Here is an 18,200-nt window from a genome sequence, read left to right as displayed (position 1 = left end):
TGACATTGTACCATATTTGCGTAAAGTGTTTAATAATAAATGTAATCGCTTACCAATAGCTTTAAATAATGATAAAGGAGGTAATCATCTTGGAAAGCGCAAACAAAAATACGGTAGACATCAGTGAACCATCTTCCAGGAATTGGAAAGCAACAATAGCTGTTTCTTTAACAAATTATCTTGACTCGGGCAGTATTGTTGCTGGCGCAAGCGGATTAACGTTGTGGGCGAAAGATCTGAACTTAAGCAGTTTAGCTGTCGGTATACTGGGGGCTGTCAGCGCCAATGCATTTGGTTCTGCAGTCGGGGCGCTATTCGGCGGGCGTTTGGCAGATAAATATGGGCGCAAGTTTATATACACGTATAATTTGCTCGCCTATATGCTAGGTGTTTTAATAATAATGTTTTCCATTAACTTTCCGATGCTTTTGGCCGGCTTTTTAATTACCGGTATTGCGGTAGGTGTCGGGGTACCGGCATCTTGGACGTATATTTCTGAGATATCAGATTCTACGAACCGCGCAAAACATATTGGTGTTTCGCAGTTTGCCTGGTCGTGCGGGCCTGCCATTATTTTCACTTTAGGTGTACTCTTATCCCCGCTTAGTTTAATGGGTAATAGGATTATCTTTGGATCACTCTTTGTAGTTGCCTTTATCGCTTGGAATCTCCAACGTAAATTAAATGAATCGGCTCTTTGGGAACAACAGCGCAAGATGGAGCAAGAAGCCACTGCAAAAGGAGCTAAAAAACGTCATCCATACAGAGAATTGTTTTCGAATGCCATCAATGTCAAAGCAGTTCTGTTTTTAGTTGGTGTATATATGTTTTGGAATTTGGTAGCAGGCGCAATGGGATTCTTTATGCCTTACGTTTATTCGACAGTCGGGGGACTAACCAATACGCAGGCAAACTTGCTTCAAGCTGTATTGTGGGTATTAACCGCTTTAGCCACATATTTCCTTTTCGTTCCGCTTGGTGATAGAGTTAATCAAAGAGCCTTATATTTTGCGGGTGCGGCATTAGCGGCATTGTCCTGGATCATTTTAACATTTGCAGGTATGAACTGGGTAGCACTTTGGGCCTTTGTAGCCACTTGGGGAATTTCCGCCGGAATTGGTGCACAAGCTTTCTACGCGCTTTGGGCAACAGAATTGTTTCCGACAAAATACCGCGGCGGGGCGCAAGGTGTCATGTTCTTTATCGTACGTGGAAGCGCTGGCATTTGGTCGATTATTTTCCCAACGATTTTGAACTCTTTAGGATTTAAAGTTGCCGGTACGGTAATGATCATCCTTTTAATAGTTTCACTGTTGATTGGTGTGATTTGGACACCAAATACAAGAGGAAAAACTTTACAACAAATTACTGAAGAACGCTACGGAAAATCCTTTGATTTGTAATAGATGTAAATTTGATACAAAATTGGAGGCTGAATTGAATGGTTAGATTAGGTTCAATTATGTATCTCAAAAAAGAATATTATGACGAATATAAAAAACGCCATGACCAGCTTTGGCCGGAAATGAAAGAAGCGTTAAAGGCGCATGGTGCTTCCAATTATTCTATCTTTCTCAATGAAGATAACGGTGAACTATTTGCATATGTGGAAGTAGAAGATCCGGAACTTTACGGCAAAATGGGAGAAACGGAAGCCTGCAAAAAATGGTGGGCATATATGGATCCATTAATGGAGACAAATCCGGACAACAGCCCGGTCACCAAGGAGTTAAAGGAAGTCTTTCATTTAGATTAAGAGAATTTGTTTAATTTTAATATAAAGTGAGGATGATCATAATGTTAAAAGAAAGCTTTGTAACAAAACATTACAAATTGGCAAAAGAACGGTATGCAGCTGTCGGTGTTGATACCGACAAAGTATTGCAGGATCTTCAAAACATAAAAATATCCCTTCATTGCTGGCAAGGAGATGATGTAGCCGGATTTATGCATCCTGGTCAAGCGTTAACTGGAGGAATTTCTGTAAGCGGTAACTATCCGGGCAAGGCCACGAATCCAACAGAGTTAAGGGCAGACTTGGATGAAGCACTCAGCCTGATACCTGGTAAGCATAAGGTAAACCTACATGCGATTTATACAGATACAGATGAAAAAGTAGATCTCGATACTATTGAACCCCGCCATTTTTCATCCTGGGTCCAATGGGCAAAAGAGCACGGGCTTGGGCTCGATTTTAACCCTACTCTCTTTTCGCATCCAATGTCCGAAAGTGGTTTTACATTAAGCAGCCCGGATAAAACGGTCCGTGATTTTTGGATTGAACATTGCAAGCGCAGTCGTAAAATTTCGGAGTACTTTGGAAAAGAGCTTGGACAGCAATGTGTTAACAATATCTGGATTCCTGATGGGATGAAGGACAATCCGATTGATAAGATGGCGCCAAGAGAACGCTTAAAAGAAGCTTTGGATGAAATATTAAGTGAAAAAATTGACCAGAAATATACGATAGAAGCTGTAGAAGGGAAGTTGTTCGGAACAGGAGTTGAATCGTATACGGTTGGTTCCCATGAATTTTATATGCTTTATGCATTGACGCATGATTTGCTCTGGACAATAGATGCAGGCCATTTCCATCCAACAGAAGATGTGTCTGATAAATTTAGCGCCTATCTGCTGTTTGGAAAAGGATTGATGCTTCACGTCAGCAGGCCGGTTAGATGGGATAGCGACCATGTTGTGATCATGAACGATGAACTAATACGGATTACTCGTACGCTTGTTCGGGAAAATTTGCTGGATAAAGTAAACATTGGCCTGGATTTCTTTGACGCAACGATAAACAGGATTGCCGCATGGGTAATCGGAGCAAGAAATACGCTAAAAGCAATTATGATAGGAATGCTGGCACCGATTGATGAATTGAAAAAAGCGGAGCTTGAATTTGACTTTACAAAACGTTTAGCGTTAACAGAAGAACTAAAATCATTCCCATTTGGGGCAGTTTGGGACTATTTCTGCTTGAAAAACAATGTTCCTGTCGGAGAAGATTGGCTCGAAGAAGTCCGTAAATATGAAAATCGGATTCTGCCAGAAAGACAAGTTGATCAAACAGCACATTAAATCTTCCTTTGAAAAGGGAATTCAGGTCGGATAGCTTTCATTGTTACGGAAGCAAATTCAGAATTAAGCGTTTAGAGTGTAGTTTTTCCCTTGTGAAAAACTACACTTTTTCTATAGGGTATGATCACAGTACGGAATCGATAAAATAAAAGATAAAGTTTTTATGATCAACAAATCCCGGCTGCCGGTTCGGGCAAGCCGGGGTTTGTTGATCATGATGCTTCTTTATCCTGTGGCACAACATACTCTTTAGTAAATGCCGGGGCATTGTATGTGCTTTTGTTTGTGCCGATGTCGGTGAGATCGAGGCTGTGGACAAGCAAATAATCAATAGAGCGTTTCCATCTTCCAAAAGAATCTTCATCTTTCCACCCTGTAACCGCAATATAAGTGTCCCCTTTCACAGGGCGGAGAAGCCGGAATGCCGCGAAACCGGGCTTGTGTTCGATAACCGGGGTGTTTTTTTTGAAGTTGAATTCGTATACTGGTTTCCCTTCATCAGGAATAGGGAGATGGGTAAAAATAAAGAATATTCCGTCTCCTAAATCTCCGGCAGTGGCAGCCAGTTTATAATGTCTCGGTGTGGTGAAAACTGTTTTTCCTTCCGTTTCGTGCACTAACAGGGCATGTTCAGGGTTTTGCATGAGTACCATTTTCTCATTTGGGTATTTTTCTTTTATCTTTAATAAATAATCATAGGTGCCCGTTGTGATATAAATATTCATATCGATCACCCCTCTCTACTCTTAGTTTATACTATTCACTGCGGCCATTCAATGAAACATATGATAAAGTTCTGAATCTGCAAAATCGGACAGAATTCGGCAATTTTATGAAAGTTGGAAAGGCTTCCTACACATTTTTTGCCAAAAAGATTATAGTAAAAAATGGTTCCATGCATTTTTAGTTAAAATAGTTTTTATTTGAAAAGAATTATTTTAAAATGAATAGTGACTGTGTGGCATGAGGAGGATATGCATTTGAATAAAAAGATCAAAAACGATTCGCTATTAAAAGCAGCAAGAGGTGAAAAAACCGGCCACGTTCCGGTCTGGTATATGCGGCAGGCGGGAAGGTCGCAGCCGGAGTACCGAAAATTAAAAGAAAAATATTCTCTCTTTGATATCACGCACCAGCCGGAAATATGCGCATATGTGACGAGGCTCCCGGTGGAAAACTACGATGTGGATGCCGCAATTCTTTATAAAGATATCATGACCCCGCTCCCTGCCCTTGGTGTTGATGTAGAAATTCTGGCAGGAAAAGGGCCTGTCATACATAACCCGATTTCTTCTTTAAAGGATGTTGAAAAATTGGGGGAGCTCCAACCGGAAGAAGATATTCCATATGTTTTAAAGACGATTAAGCTTTTAACGGAGGAACAATTGACAGTTCCGCTGATCGGGTTTTCCGGCGCGCCATTTACTTTGTCAAGCTATATGATTGAAGGCGGCCCGTCGAAAGACTACAGAAAGACAAAAGCATTTATGTATACCGAGCCGAAAGCATGGTTTGCACTGATGGAAAAACTTGCCGACATGATCATAGTTTACGTAAAAGCGCAAATTAAAGCGGGGGCAAGCGCGATCCAAATTTTTGATTCATGGGTCGGTACCTTAAACGCGGAAGATTACCGCTTCTATATAAAACCAGTGATGGAGCGGATTTTTTCCGAACTGCGTGAAGAAAACGCTCCTTTGATTATGTTCGGCGTCGGGGCGAGCCATTTGGCGCTTGAATGGAACAGTCTGCCGCTTGATGTCGTTGGGCTTGACTGGCGGATGTCGATCGGACAGGCGCGCGCGCTCGGCGTGACGAAAGCCATCCAGGGAAATTTGGATCCAGCAGTGCTCTTGGCCCCGTGGGAAGTCATTGAACAGAAAGCGGCGGCCATTCTGGATGAAGGGATGAAGCATCCCGGCTATATTTTTAATCTCGGGCACGGTGTTTTTCCGGATGTCCGTCCGGAAACATTAAAAAGATTAACCGCATTTATTCATGAGTACAGCGAAAGAAAGAAACTGGAGGAATAATCATGACAAAGAAAAAAATCGGATTGCTCGTTATGGCGTACGGTACGCCATATAAAGAAGACGATATCGAACGGTACTATACCCATATCCGGCATGGCAGAAGGCCGACGGATGAGATGCTCGAAGACTTAAAGTACAGATATAAAGCGATCGGGGGGCTGTCTCCGCTTGCAAAAACGACAGAAAAGCAGGCTTATGCGCTTGAGGCGAGGCTGAACGGATTGCAGGACCAATTAGAATTTAAAGTGTATATCGGGTTAAAACATATCGAACCTTTTATTGAGGATACAGTTGCCAAAATGCACGAAGACGGTATTGAAGAATCCGTTTCCATCGTGCTTGCGCCGCATTATTCCGTATTCAGCGTCAAGTCGTATAATACAAGAGCGAAAGAAACGGCCGAAAAATTAGGCGGACCGGCTATCCATTCGATTGAAAGCTGGTATGATGAGCCGAAATTTATTCAATTTTGGGCAGACCAATTAAAGAAAACTTATGCTACAATGAGTGAAGAAGAGCGGGAAGCGTCATGCTTAATTGTATCGGCGCACAGTCTTCCTGAAAAAATTTTACAGTACGGCGACCCGTATCCGTACCAGATCCAAAAAACAGCGGAACTGATTGCGGAGGCGGCCGGCATCCAACATTATGCCATCGGCTGGCAGAGCGCCGGCAATACGCCGGATCCATGGCTCGGTCCGGATGTGCAGGATCTAACAAGGGATCTTTTCGAAAAGCATCATTATAAAGCTTTCGTTTATGCCCCGGTCGGATTTGTTGCCGAACATCTGGAAGTTTTATACGATAATGATTATGAGTGCAAAACCGTTTGCAAGGCGGTCGGTACAGCCTATTATCGTCCGGAAATGCCGAACGACAACCCGGCATTTATCGATGCATTGGCTGATGTTGTGCTGAAACAGGCTGAGAAATGGATGCATCCAGCCCGGAAATTTTAGTGCGATCCGCCCGTCATCATGACGGCTGCCTGGCGGCGGTTTACCATACATGATTCGACATTATTGCCAAAGAAGGTGCTGATGATGGCCGAGAACAGAAAAAAAATAGCCGTTCTTGGCGGAGGAATTACCGGCTTAACGGCTGCATATTATTTGCAGTATTTGATACAACACCAAAATCTGCCACTTGACGTGATTTTGCTGGAAAAGGGGCGCCGGCTTGGCGGAAAAATCCAGACAATCCGCAGGGACGGGTATATCGTCGAACGGGGTCCTGATTCTTTTTTAGCGAGAAAAAAAAGCGCCCTCCGGCTTGTGCAGGATCTCGGGCTGGAGTCTGAACTGGTTTCCAATGCGACAGGTAAATCTTATATTATTTTAAACCAGCAATTGCATCCGGTTCCAAAAGGCTCGGTAATGGGCATCCCGACGAAGCTCACGCCTTTTTTTGCGTCGGGGCTGTTTTCGGTTACCGGCAAAATCAGGGCGCTTGCCGATTTTGTCCTGCCGCGCAGAAAAATGGATAATGACCAGTCGATCGGCGATTTTGTACGTTACCGGCTCGGGGAAGAAGTGCTTGAAAATCTCGTTGAGCCGCTATTGTTCGGGGTTTACGCAGGAGATGTCGATGAACTGAGCGTACTCTCGACGCAGCCGCAGTTTTTCGAAGCTGTACGGAAACATCGCAGCCTTATCCTTGGCATGAAAAAAGAAACTTCTGGGTTTGCGGCTGATTCGAGGCCGACTCAAAAGAAAGGAGCTTTTTTTACCTTCAAGAACGGCCTTGAGACATTGGTGGAAGCTCTCGAGGAAAAAATCGGCGCTGATACCGTGATGAAAGGCGTCACGGTGGATACGGTCGAAAAGAATATAAATGAAGGCGGTTATACGATTGAGCTGACAAACGGCAGCCGTATTTCGGCGGATTATATTATATCGGGGTTGCCGCATTTTGCCTTGCCCCATATTTTTTCAAAGTATCCTTTTTTTGGACCGCTGCAAACGGTGCCGTCCACTTCGGTTGCCACGGTGTCCATGTCGTTTCCGGAAGCTGCGGTGAAAAAAGACATTGACGGGACAGGATTTGTTGTGGCGAGAAACAGCGACTATACCATTACCGCCTGCACCTGGACGCATAAAAAATGGCCGCACGCCGCACCACATGGGAAAGCTCTGCTGCGCTGCTATATCGGGCGCACGGCGGAAGCTGCGGTTGTGGATCTGGCGGATGACCGGATTCAAAAAATCGTCTTGGAAGACTTGGGCAAAATTATGGAAATTGCGGCAGAACCCGAGTTTACCATCGTTTCCCGCTGGAAATACGCCATGCCGCAATATACTGTTGGCCATAAAGACAGGATAGAAAAGATTTTAAAACAGGCAAAAAAAGAACTCCCGGGCATTTCGTTTGCTGGAAGTTCCTTTCATGGAATCGGCCTGCCTGACTGCATATCGCAAGGCAGGTCTGCAGTGGTAGAGATGCTTCGGTATTTCCAGTACCAAGAAGAATTTTAAAGTTCTTTATTATCGAATGCCCTTTTGTATATCGATCAGCAAGCTTTTAAAGTGGTGGGATGCTGTCTCGGCAAGAACCCGCCGCTTTTATTTTTTCGGCCGTGTATATTCCGTTTTATCGGGTTAAACATTCTTGATATAACAGCCGAAATATGGTAAAGTAACTTTTGTTATTAAAGTTGACCAAAAAAACTATAATAGTCATATGGTTTTAAGGAGGTGGAAATGTTGGAAGTGGACCGCAGAATGCAAATTTTAAATGCCTCAACGAAAGCTTTTTCACAATACGGCTACAAAGCAACTACGATGGATCTCATTGCAAAAATGGCAAATGTAGGAAAAGGCACGATTTACAACTTTTTTCGGAACAAAGAGGAACTGTTTAATGAGATTATCTCGCGTTTAATTGATGAAATGCAGCAGGTCGCGGAAGAAGCGATGGATCAACAGGCTTCATTTTATGCCAATCTCCATTCCGCCCTGTTCAGCATCCTTGAGTTCCGGAGATCACACCAGCTGACGCTCAAGCTGTTTGAAGAACAAAAAGAAATGGGCACGCCGGCGGTCAATGAAATGATTGAAAAGATTGAGGAAAAAATTATCGCTTATATTAAGGAACTTCTAGAACGTGCAATAGGAGCCGGAAAAATCAAACCGTGCAACCCAGAACTAACCGCTTTCGTGATGTTCAAACTTTATGTCGCCATTATTTTCGATTGGGAAAAGCACCACGAATCTTTGACGAAAGAAGAAATTGCGGAAGTGTTTGAGCTGTATTTGTTAAAAGGGCTGCAAAACTGACACTCCAGGCAAACAAAAGTTCTAAAGGAGGTTTTCAGATGGACGGTTTATGGTTCGCGGAAATACGCAAGATTTTGCATTCGCCAAAAAGGTTAATTGAAACGGCTGCCATTATACTTGTGCCGATTTTGTACGCGGGCATGTTTATTTGGTCTTTTTGGGATCCTTATGGAAGCCTCGAAAAATTGCCAGTTGCCGTTGTCAATGAAGACAAAGGGGCAACAATGAACGGAGAACATTTGGCCCTTGGGGATAAGCTGGTTGATCATCTTAAGAAGAAAGACAGCCTTGATTTCCATTTTGTCAGCAAAGCAACGGCTGAAAAAGAAATGAAAAACAATAAATATTATATGATTATTGAGATTCCAGGGGATTTCTCAAAAAATGCAACAACCCTGCTTGATCAAAATCCGAAAAAATTGCAGTTAAATTATGTTCAAAACCAGGCCATGAATTATACTTCTTCTAAAATTGAAGAATCAGCGATGAATAAAATTAAGTCCAGCGTGGCGGAACAAGTCACCAAAACGTATGCCGAAGAAGTATTCAGCAAAATAAAAGATATGGCAAACGGATACAAAACTGCAAGCAAAGGGGCAAAAAATCTTTCAGAAGGAAGCGGGAAGCTGGAAGATGGCGCGGTCATTTTAAGAAAAGGGACGCAATCGCTGTTTAACGGCGCCATTGCCCTCAATAAAGGGATCGGCCGGGTGCACAGCGGCGCTTCCGATTTAAATCAGGGGGCTTTAAAATTATATGACGGCGCTCTTGACTTAAACGAAGGCGTAAGCCAGGCCAACAGTGGGGCGGTTGCCATGAAAAACAACCTGGCTAAACTCGCGGCCAGCTCGGTTACATTTTCGAACGGGCTTTCGGATGCAAAATCAGGCGCGGATCGGCTTGCGTCCGGATCAAAAAGCTTGGCATCGGGTTTAAATCAATTGTCTTCGGCAAGCGGACAATTATTGTCGGCTTCCAAGCAGCTGCAGTCAGGTGCGGACCAGGTTGCAAGCGGGAGCTCAGAACTCAAAGAAGGCATAAATGTAGCAAATCAAAATTTGCCAGCTATCATCAGCGTAACAGAAAAAGTACAGCAGGGATTTGCCCAGCTGCAAACGGCGCTGCCGGGGCAAATATCTTCTGCGGTAACAAGCCAAATGAACAGCAGTTTGGGCACGCTGGAAACACAACTCAGCGAGAATCTTGCTGAACAAATAGTCACTGAGCAACAACAGCAGGCACAGCAATTGCTGAGCCAACTGAAACAGGTTTTGCCGGAAAATGTATATCTTCAGGTAGCTTCCCAAGTGAAGAGCAATATTCCGGATAAGAAAACCGTGCAGGATGAAATCAGTAAAAATATTGCTTCTGTCATAAGTTCCGGACAGCAGCAGTCTGCCTCAAGCCTCGAGAGCCAGATCGCAGCGGCTATTGCACCAAAATTTAATCCATTAAACAACGGGCTTTCCAGCATTGCAAGCGGACAAAAGCAGCTGCAAACCGGCATCAGCCAGCTTTCAAAAGGGGTAGAAACGCTGAACTCCGGCGCAGAGAAGCTGGCAAGCGGGGAAAACGAATATGTGAAAAACGAAACAACATTTAACGAAAAGCTGCAAGAAGCAGCATCCGGTGCGGGCAGTATCCAATCCGGTGCAGCCGAGCTTGCATCGGGCCTCGGAAAGCTTGACAGCGGTTCCGGGCAGCTCGTCAACGGTACACAGCAATTGGCGGCCGGATCGGACGCGCTTGCTGACGGTACTGGGAAACTGGTGAGCGGATCAAATGCACTTGCCAATGGTACGAAATCGCTGGCGGACGGATCGAGTGTCCTGGTGAAAGGAACTTCCCAACTCCTGAATGGTTCCGGCAATTTGGCAAGCGGAAGCAAACAATTGAAAGACGGTGCGGCTAACCTGGCCTCCGGTACGGATCAATTAAATAATGGGGCCGACAAACTCAGCAGCAAATTGGGGGATGCAGCCGATCAGACAGGAAAACTCCACCCGACTGATGCAACTTACAATATGATGAGCAGTCCGGTCAATCTAAACCAGCATGCCTATACGAAAGTGCCAAACTACGGGACTGGCCTAGCGCCATATTTCCTTTCGCTCGGTTTGTTCGTCGGCGGATTATTATTGACCATTATTTACAATGTGAAAGATCCGGCTATCCTTCCAAAAAACGGTGTGACATGGTTCCTTGGAAAATTCGGCGTAATGGTATTGGTCGGCGTCCTGCAGTCGCTTTTGGCCGATTTCATTATTCTGGAACTGATAAAGGTACATGTGCAAAGTGTACCGCTGTTTATTGCCGCGACGATCGCGACAAGTTTGACCTTTATGGCGATCATCCATTTTCTGGTCGCTGCTTTTGCTAATCCGGGCCGGTACATTGCGGTCATTATCCTGATTTTACAATTAACGTCAAGTGCCGGAACCTTCCCGCTTGAGTTGATTCCAAAAGCGCTCCGGGCAGTCCATTATGCGGTGCCGATGACCTATTCGTTGCAAATGTTTAAAGCAGTCATTTCAAGCGGTGATTTCAGCTATATGTGGTATAATTTCTACATGCTTTCCATTTATTTTGCAAGCTTTGTATTCCTTTCGCTTCTTGTTTTTGTGGTGAGGTTCAAACGCTATAACGGCATGCTGGAAATGGAAGGATCAAACGACCCGATTTAATGAGAGATTGATAAAGTGATAGAAAAGCGGCGGGATGCCATTACGGCAATGCCTGCTGCTTTTTTTGTGTGAAAAAAAGTCCCGAAAGTGTGCAAAAAGACCTTTTTTCATGTAATGGTTGCGAGCAAGACGATTATGGATGTTATATTTGTTATTGAAGTTATGAAAAAAATCACAAACTTAGTCATCCTTCCAAAATAATGTTCAATTTTTCACAAACTTGTCGTGAAAGGGCATACAATTTGTTTACCGGGGGCTTATAATAAAAATAAGAGGACAAATATTGGGAAAGGGTGAGAAGGATGGTTTATGAGCAATTGGCAAAGGAACTGGTGCAATTGGTCGGCGGTGAAGAGAATATCCAGGCTGTTGTCCACTGTGCGACAAGGCTGAGATTTAAGTTAAATGATCCCGCTAAGGCAAAAAAGGACGCAATTGAAGAACTGGACGATGTGATCGAGGTGGCATCGGGCGGCGGACGCTTCCAAATCGTGATTGGCGGCAATGTTGACGGGGTGTACAAAAAAATTTTAAAATTAATCCAAATCAGCCGTTCGGAAGGGAACTTATGGAATAGGATCATTGATACGGCCACTTCCATTTTTGTACCGTTTTTGGGCGTATTGGCAGGCGCAGGGATTTTAAAAGGGATTTTGCTGATTTGCGTTTCTTTACACTGGATTTCACAATCAAGCGGTACCTATGTGATTTGGTATGCGGCTTCAGACAGTTTGTTTTACTTTTTACCTATTTTGATAGCGATTACAAGCGCGCGAAAATTTGATGCCAATCCGTTCGTGGCGGTCTCGTTGGCCGGGGCAATGCTGTATCCTTCCATTACAGGGGCAGTTCAGGCAGGGAATGACTTCACTTTTCTTCATATCCCGGTCGTATTTGTGAATTACTCCACAAGTGTTGTTCCGATCCTGCTTTCGGTATGGAGCATGAGTGTATTAGAAAAATTTTTAAACCGTCATATCCCGGCATCAGTAAAAAATTTTATGGTGCCGCTGCTATTGTTGATGGTCATGGTTCCTTCCGTTCTGCTTTTATTTGGCACGATTGGCAATGGGATCGGCAAAGCTTTGACGGAAGGGTACCTCTATATCTATCACGGGAGCGCATTATTGGCAGGCGCAATGATCGGCGCATTTTGGCAGATGTTTGCCATTTTCGGCGTGCACTGGGAATTTGTGCCGGTTTCATTAAATAATATTGCTGTTTTTCACCGGGATACATTGACTGCGCTTATTGCACCGGCCGTATTGGCACAGGCGGGCGCAGCTTTGGGTGTGTTTTTGAAAACGGAAAAGGCCGAGGTGAAAGCAATTGCCGGACCGGCAGCGCTTTCAGGTTTTTTTGGCATTACAGAGCCTGCCGTCTTCGGGGTTACGCTGCGCTTTAAAAAACCGTTTGTTATTGGGGCAGCTGCAGGCGCAATCGGCGGGGCAATTACCGGTGTTGCAGGCAGCGCCGCAAATACGAGCATGCTACCGGGCCTTGCGACATTACCTGCGTTTTATGGAAAAGGGTTTTCGGGATTTTTGATCGGAACTTTGGCCGCTTTTATTCTGGCTATGATCTTAACTTATTTTTTTGGTTATAAAGACGCATCGGAAGAAAAGTTGGAAGAACCGGCCATTATTGAAGGAATCCAGCTGGGGAATCCGGAAGAAAAACCCGCTCCGTACGAGGAAAGGGAAGTCATCGCAAGCCCGTTAAAAGGGGAAACGATCCCGCTCGAACAAGTCAGTGACCCTGCATTTGCGTCGGGGATGCTCGGCAAAGGGCTTTGCATTAAACCTTCAGTCGGTAAGCTGTACGCCCCGATCAGCGGAACTGTTACAACGGTTTTCCCAAGCGGCCATGCGATCGGCATTACATCAAAAGGCGGCGCCGAAATCCTGATCCATATCGGAATTGATACCGTCCAACTCGAAGGCAAGTATTACCATGTCCATGTGAAAAAAGGCCAGACAGTTGAAAAAGGTGAACTTTTAATTGAATTTGAGATTAACAAAATCCGGGAAGCCGGATACGATTTAACTTCACCGATCGTCATTACCAACTCGGATATTTATTTGGATGTGCTGGAAACCGATAAAAAAAGCGTTGATGTCAATGACCGGTTGATTACGATTGTGGTGTGAAGAAACAGGAGTAAAGCCCCAAATGTCTGGATTTTGCTCCCTGTTTTAAGCTCTTTGTTTTCGTCAAATTTGCCATAAAGGAATTGATTTTCATGATATAGCAGAAAATAGAGCGATGCTAAAAAATAATATCCACCTGCTGCTCTTTGAAATAACGGAGCCACTCATTGCTTGGTTTCTCGTCTGTTACCACAAAATCAACAGCAGAAACATCAACAAAATTTACAAAAGCAATTTTGTCAAATTTGGTGTGGTCCGCCAGCAGGATGACTTTGCTTGCCTGCTGGAGCATTTGCTTTTTTACGTTGCTTTCTGCTTCATTTGAATCGGTAATGCCGTGGGTCATGGAAATCCCTTTGCAGCTGAATAGAGCAACATCAACATTATAATGACGTACTGCATTTTCGGCGAGGGACCCGACAAGGGAATTGGACCTCTTTCGTAAAGTTCCGCCTGTGGAGATTAAATTAATATTTGACTGGGAAAGTTCGCTTAAAGCAATGGCCGAATTCGTTAAGACAACCAGCCCTTCCTTTGAATGGTTCAGTTCTTTTAACCCTTCCAGCACGGTGGAACTGGCGTCAGCAACAACCGTATTCCCGTCTGAAATAAGCGGATGCAATTTGCCGGCGATGTTTTGTTTTGCTTCTATATTGGCGGTAAATCTTGTCTGGTATGGCAAATCTTCATTGGTGTGGAGATTCAACACGGCTCCTCCATATGTCCTGCTTACAATTCCCTCTTTCTCCAGTTTCTCAAGGTCACGCCTGATTGTTTCCTCTGTCACTTGAAACTCTTTTGCCAAGTTGGCAACATAAACTTTTTTTTCTCTATAAAGTGTATTAAGAATCTTATCCCTGCGTTCAAAAGCTAACATATCCACTACTCCATTCAAACCGTTTGAAGATACGATAAATTTGTATAAGTAATTTTAGCAAAAATCATCCCAATACTAAAGAAAAATAATCCAACAAAAAACAAAAAAATATCAAATTTAATTATTTGTTTTATATTGATTTCTGGTAGATTAAGAGTTAATATGATGTTGAATAAGGAAGGGATTTCATTGGATAAAAGGAAGGTGGACTCGGTGAGTTACATCGCAGTCGATATCGGGGCATCTAGCGGCCGGCTCATTTTGGGAGAAATCAATAATGGAAAATTAGAAATGCAAGAAATCAGCCGTTTTGCAAATGGATTTACAAATCAAAACGGCACAAGCTTTTGGGATGTAGACCATCTGCTAAACCAAATATTATTAGGGTTGCAAAAAGCCAAATCAATGGGATATGAACATTGTACAGTAGGGATAGATACTTGGGCAGTAGATTATGTTTTAGTCGGCAGCAATGGAAAGCGGTTGCGTGAAGCGGTTTCCTATCGTGATGCGCGGACGAAACAAACGATTCAAAAAATGGAAAAATTCATTCCGAAAAAAACCATTTATGAAAAAACCGGCATACAATTTCAACCGTTTAATACGATTTACCAATTATACGAAGAAGACAAAAAACTTTTGGATGAAACGGACAAAATTTTATTGATTCCTGACTACTTAGGTTATTGTTTAACAGGGGTTGCGGTAACGGAAGAAACAAACGGTTCAACAACCCAGTTATTGAATATCCACAAACATGATTTTGATGAAGAACTGTTAGGTTTGATCGGTGTAAAAAAATCACAGTTTGCTAAATTAACTGAACCTGGAACCATTCTTGGTCTGCTAAAAAAAGACTGGTTTCCTGAATTTGATTTACCGGATGCCGAGATTGTAACAGTTGCAACTCATGATACCGCTTCAGCTGTAGTCGGCACGCCTGGCGAAGGGGAGAACTGGGCGTATCTAAGCAGCGGAACGTGGTCGCTGCTTGGGATAGAAACGGATATCCCGGTTGTCAGCCGGCAGGCACTCGAAGAAAATTATACGAATGAATGGGGCGCTTTTAAAACGATCCGCTTCTTAAAGAATATTATGGGCATGTGGCTCATTCAGGAAGTAAGGAGAATTTTGCCGAAAAATTATACATTCCCTGAGTTTGTGGAAGAAGCAAAAAAAGTTAGTGGATTTAAGCAAGTTGTCAATTTTAATGATGAGCGTTTTTTAAACCCGGAAAATATGGTCGAAGAAATCCAACAATACTGCAGGGAAACAAACCAGGTAGTTCCGGAATCCGCAGGTGAACTTGCCAATTGTATTTATAATAACCTTGCGATTCTGTATTCAATCGCGCTTGACGAGCTTGAACAAATTACCGGAAATAAGATTGACAGGCTGCATATTGTTGGAGGCGGTTCTAACAATGAGTGGCTGAACCAGTTGACTGCCGATTTAAGCGGGAGAAACGTTTATGCAGGGCCGGGCGAAGCCACCGCTGTCGGAAATCTTCTCATGCAGATGATTGCCACTGGGCGATTAAAAGATTTAAAAGAAGCTAGGGCGCTTGTTAGAGAATCAATTGATCTTAAAATGTATCGCCCAAAGGTTATTGACCGGAAAACAATTGTTCTGAAATACAAAAAGGCTGTTAATAGCATGATGGCAGCAAAATAAACTTTATCAGGCAATAAAATTATGAAAAATCAAAATGAAATCAGGTGTATGAAAATGGCATTACAATTGGATATTTTATCATCAGGTTTTGTACAAGAAATGATGAAAACGACCGCCAATCTGTACCGGCTTGGCTGGGATGAACGGAACGGCGGAAATATCAGCTATCTTTTAAAAGAAGAAGAAGTTGCGCCGTATCTCGACTTAAACGCTGTCATCCGGACGATCCCGGTGAAGTTTGACGCAAGTGCGCTTGCAGGGAAATACTTTATTGTAACCGGGTCGGGCAAATATTTTAAAAATGTGATCGATGCTCCTGCAGTGAACCTCGGGGTGATCCGGGTGGCGCAGGACGGGAAAAATGTCGAGTTGCTTTGGGGGCTGGAAGGAGGCGGGGTGCCGACAAGCGAGCTGCCGGCGCACTTTATGACCCATATTGCAAGGCTTGCAGTGGATCAGGAACAAAGGATTGTCATCCACACACATGCGACGCACCTTTTGGCGATGACATTCACGCATCCGCTCGATGAAAAAGCTTTTACACGTACGCTTTGGCAAATGTGCACGGAATGTCTCGTCGTTTTCCCTGAAGGGGTCGGGATTATTCCTTGGATTGTTCCGGGCACAAACGAAATCGGCGAAGCCACTGCAGCCAAAATGCACGACTGCCGTCTCGTCATCTGGCCGCATCACGGCATTTACGGAGCCGGCCGCGACATGGATGAAACATTCGGACTGATTGAAACGGCCGAGAAAGCGGCACAGGTTTACACTTATGTACAGGCGCAGGGCGGTGTGAAACAAACGATTACCGACCGGCAGTTGAAAGACTTGGCAGATGCGTTTGGCGTCGCGCCAAGGGCAGGTTTTCTCGAAGTGTAATATGAAATAGAATGGCACGAACTGCTCCGTGCCATTCTCTACCCAAATACATGTGAATTCATTCACGAGGAGGAAAAAGAAAATGGCAAACAGAATCATCTTAAACGAAACATCTTACCACGGTGCGGGGGCAATCGGGCATATTCCGGAAGAAGTGAAAAAAAAGAGGGTACAAAAAAGCGCTGATTGTCACCGATGCAGATCTCGTCAAATTCGGGGTCGTGAAAAAAATTACCTATCTGCTCGATGAAAACGGGCTTGCCTACGAAATTTTCGACCGAACGGTGCCGAATCCGACTATTGCGGTTGTAAAAGCAGGCGTGGAAGCATACAAAAAAGCGGGAGCGGATTATATCATCGCAATCGGCGGCGGTTCTCCGATCGATACTTCAAAAGGAATCGACATCATTATCACAAACCTGGAACATGCCGATGTGTTGAGCCTTGAAGGCGATCCGGGCACGAAAAATCCTTCGGCGCCGATCTTGGCCGTCCCGACCACTTCCGGCACCGCCGCGGAAGTTACGATTAACTACGTCATCACAGATGAAAATAACCACCGCAAATTCGTCTGCGTTGATGCGCACGATATTCCGGTTGTGGCGTTTGTGGACAGCGATATGATGATGTCGATGCCAAAAGGCTTGTGCGCATCAACCGGCATGGACGCCTTGACGCATGCGATCGAAGGCTATATTACAAAAGGCGCATGGGAACTGACAGATATGATGCACATTAAAGCGATCGAAATCATCGGCCGTTCGCTGCGCGCGTCGGTTACAGGGGATAAAAAAGCCCGCGAAGACATGGCGCTCGCCCAATATATTGCCGGCATGGGCTTCTCGAATGTCGGGCTCGGCCTCGTCCACGGCATGGCGCACCCGCTCAGTGCCTGGTACAATGCGCCGCACGGAGTTGCCTGTGCCACTTTACTGCCGACGATTTTAAAATACAACGCGGCATATACCGGTGAAAAATACAGAGACATTGCCAAAGCCCTCGGTGTAAAAGGCGTAGAATCGATGAGCCTTGAGGAAGCAAAGGAAGCGGCAGTCGAAGCCGTTGCTTGGCTTGGAAAAGACATCGGCATCCCGCAGTCGCTCGATGAACTCGGCGTCAAGAAAGAAGATATCCCGAACATTACAAAAGACGCATTCGCAGATGTTTGCACGGGCGGAAACCCGCGGGATACAAGCGTGGAAGAAATTGAAGCGTTGTACAAATCATTGCTGCACGGCTCTGTTGTCACAGCATGATGCTGATAAAGGAATGGGTCCCTTGAAAAAGATGGGGGTCCATTCTTTTCTTTTATAACATATGAAAAATTCGCTTTCATCGTGATTATCTCTGATAATATAAATGTGCGGCTGCTTCCATTTCCAATATTCGCGGGTATCATTTTTGACAAAAGTTTGTTATGCGTTGTTCGTTTTTATAAATCATTCTTGTTGTTGACTAGGTCATCATTTTCGTATCACAACCATCAAATATCAAGTTTTTTACTTAAAATTTCATACCGTCCCCGGTATTTTTGGCAGCAATCG

General features: G+C 44.3%; 14 protein-coding genes. 12 read left to right on the top strand and 2 right to left on the bottom strand.

What is annotated here, in order from left to right:
* Positions 1-119 precede the first annotated feature (119 nt).
* Genes BpJC4_RS01295 through BpJC4_RS01285 form a run of 3 tightly spaced genes read left to right on the top strand, consistent with a single transcriptional unit; the run spans position 120 to position 3,081 of the window.
* Complete coding sequence (locus BpJC4_RS01295; RefSeq protein ID WP_371862189.1) at positions 120-1,403, top strand: MFS transporter; 1,284 nt, start codon at positions 120-122, stop codon at positions 1,401-1,403.
* A gap of 38 nt (positions 1,404-1,441) precedes the next feature.
* The gene (gene rhaM, locus BpJC4_RS01290; RefSeq protein WP_151681705.1) at positions 1,442-1,756 is read left to right on the top strand and encodes an L-rhamnose mutarotase; all 315 of its coding nucleotides are present in this window, start codon (positions 1,442-1,444) and stop codon (positions 1,754-1,756) included.
* A gap of 41 nt (positions 1,757-1,797) precedes the next feature.
* Positions 1,798-3,081, top strand: a complete 1,284-nt coding sequence (locus tag BpJC4_RS01285) for an L-rhamnose isomerase (protein ID WP_151681706.1) — start codon at positions 1,798-1,800, stop codon at positions 3,079-3,081.
* Positions 3,082-3,293: 212 nt separating this feature from the next.
* Here the strand turns inward: BpJC4_RS01285 and BpJC4_RS01280 are convergent, their stop codons facing one another.
* Positions 3,294-3,806, bottom strand: coding sequence for an antibiotic biosynthesis monooxygenase family protein (locus BpJC4_RS01280; protein WP_151681707.1), 513 nt, complete (start codon positions 3,804-3,806; stop codon positions 3,294-3,296).
* 249 nt (positions 3,807-4,055) lie between these two features.
* Between BpJC4_RS01280 and hemE the strand changes: the two genes are divergently transcribed.
* The 6 genes from hemE to BpJC4_RS01250 all read left to right on the top strand — a co-directional run bounded on the left by hemE (position 4,056) and on the right by BpJC4_RS01250 (position 13,223).
* Complete coding sequence (gene hemE, locus BpJC4_RS01275; protein ID WP_151681708.1) at positions 4,056-5,114, top strand: uroporphyrinogen decarboxylase; 1,059 nt, start codon at positions 4,056-4,058, stop codon at positions 5,112-5,114.
* Between the two features lie 2 nt (positions 5,115-5,116).
* Positions 5,117-6,073, top strand: a complete 957-nt coding sequence (gene hemH / locus BpJC4_RS01270) for a ferrochelatase (RefSeq protein WP_151681709.1) — start codon at positions 5,117-5,119, stop codon at positions 6,071-6,073.
* An 84-nt stretch (positions 6,074-6,157) separates the two neighbouring features.
* A complete protein-coding gene (gene hemY, locus BpJC4_RS01265; protein ID WP_151681710.1) occupies positions 6,158-7,588 on the top strand; it encodes a protoporphyrinogen oxidase in 1,431 nt (476 codons plus the stop codon).
* A gap of 228 nt (positions 7,589-7,816) precedes the next feature.
* The gene (locus BpJC4_RS01260; RefSeq protein ID WP_151681720.1) at positions 7,817-8,389 is read left to right on the top strand and encodes a TetR/AcrR family transcriptional regulator; all 573 of its coding nucleotides are present in this window, start codon (positions 7,817-7,819) and stop codon (positions 8,387-8,389) included.
* 38 nt (positions 8,390-8,427) lie between these two features.
* Positions 8,428-11,073 carry a YhgE/Pip domain-containing protein gene (locus tag BpJC4_RS01255; RefSeq protein WP_151681711.1) on the top strand — a complete coding sequence of 882 codons (2,646 nt, stop codon included), beginning with the start codon at positions 8,428-8,430 and terminating at the stop codon, positions 11,071-11,073.
* 302 nt (positions 11,074-11,375) lie between these two features.
* Positions 11,376-13,223 (top strand): beta-glucoside-specific PTS transporter subunit IIABC, encoded by a 1,848-nt coding sequence (locus BpJC4_RS01250; RefSeq protein WP_151681712.1) that lies wholly within the window; start codon positions 11,376-11,378, stop codon positions 13,221-13,223.
* A 118-nt stretch (positions 13,224-13,341) separates the two neighbouring features.
* Here BpJC4_RS01250 and BpJC4_RS01245 read toward each other — a convergent pair whose 3' ends face one another.
* The gene (locus tag BpJC4_RS01245) at positions 13,342-14,100 is read right to left on the bottom strand and encodes a DeoR/GlpR family DNA-binding transcription regulator (protein WP_151681713.1); all 759 of its coding nucleotides are present in this window, start codon (positions 14,098-14,100) and stop codon (positions 13,342-13,344) included.
* Positions 14,101-14,313: 213 nt separating this feature from the next.
* On the opposite strand from BpJC4_RS01245, the gene rhaB reads away from it, so the two are divergent.
* From rhaB to fucO, 3 genes are all read left to right on the top strand, one after another.
* A complete protein-coding gene (gene rhaB / locus BpJC4_RS01240; RefSeq protein ID WP_151681714.1) occupies positions 14,314-15,774 on the top strand; it encodes a rhamnulokinase in 1,461 nt (486 codons plus the stop codon).
* A 54-nt stretch (positions 15,775-15,828) separates the two neighbouring features.
* Positions 15,829-16,656 (top strand): rhamnulose-1-phosphate aldolase, encoded by an 828-nt coding sequence (gene rhaD, locus BpJC4_RS01235; RefSeq protein WP_151697434.1) that lies wholly within the window; start codon positions 15,829-15,831, stop codon positions 16,654-16,656.
* A gap of 182 nt (positions 16,657-16,838) precedes the next feature.
* Positions 16,839-17,912 (top strand): lactaldehyde reductase, encoded by a 1,074-nt coding sequence (gene fucO / locus BpJC4_RS01230; RefSeq protein ID WP_308689567.1) that lies wholly within the window; start codon positions 16,839-16,841, stop codon positions 17,910-17,912.
* Positions 17,913-18,200 lie beyond the last annotated feature (288 nt).

Origin of the sequence: Weizmannia acidilactici, assembly GCF_008974185.1 — a bacterium.
Lineage (GTDB): Bacteria > Bacillota > Bacilli > Bacillales > Bacillaceae_C > Weizmannia > Weizmannia acidilactici.
This window is presented reverse-complemented; position numbering and strand designations above follow the sequence as displayed.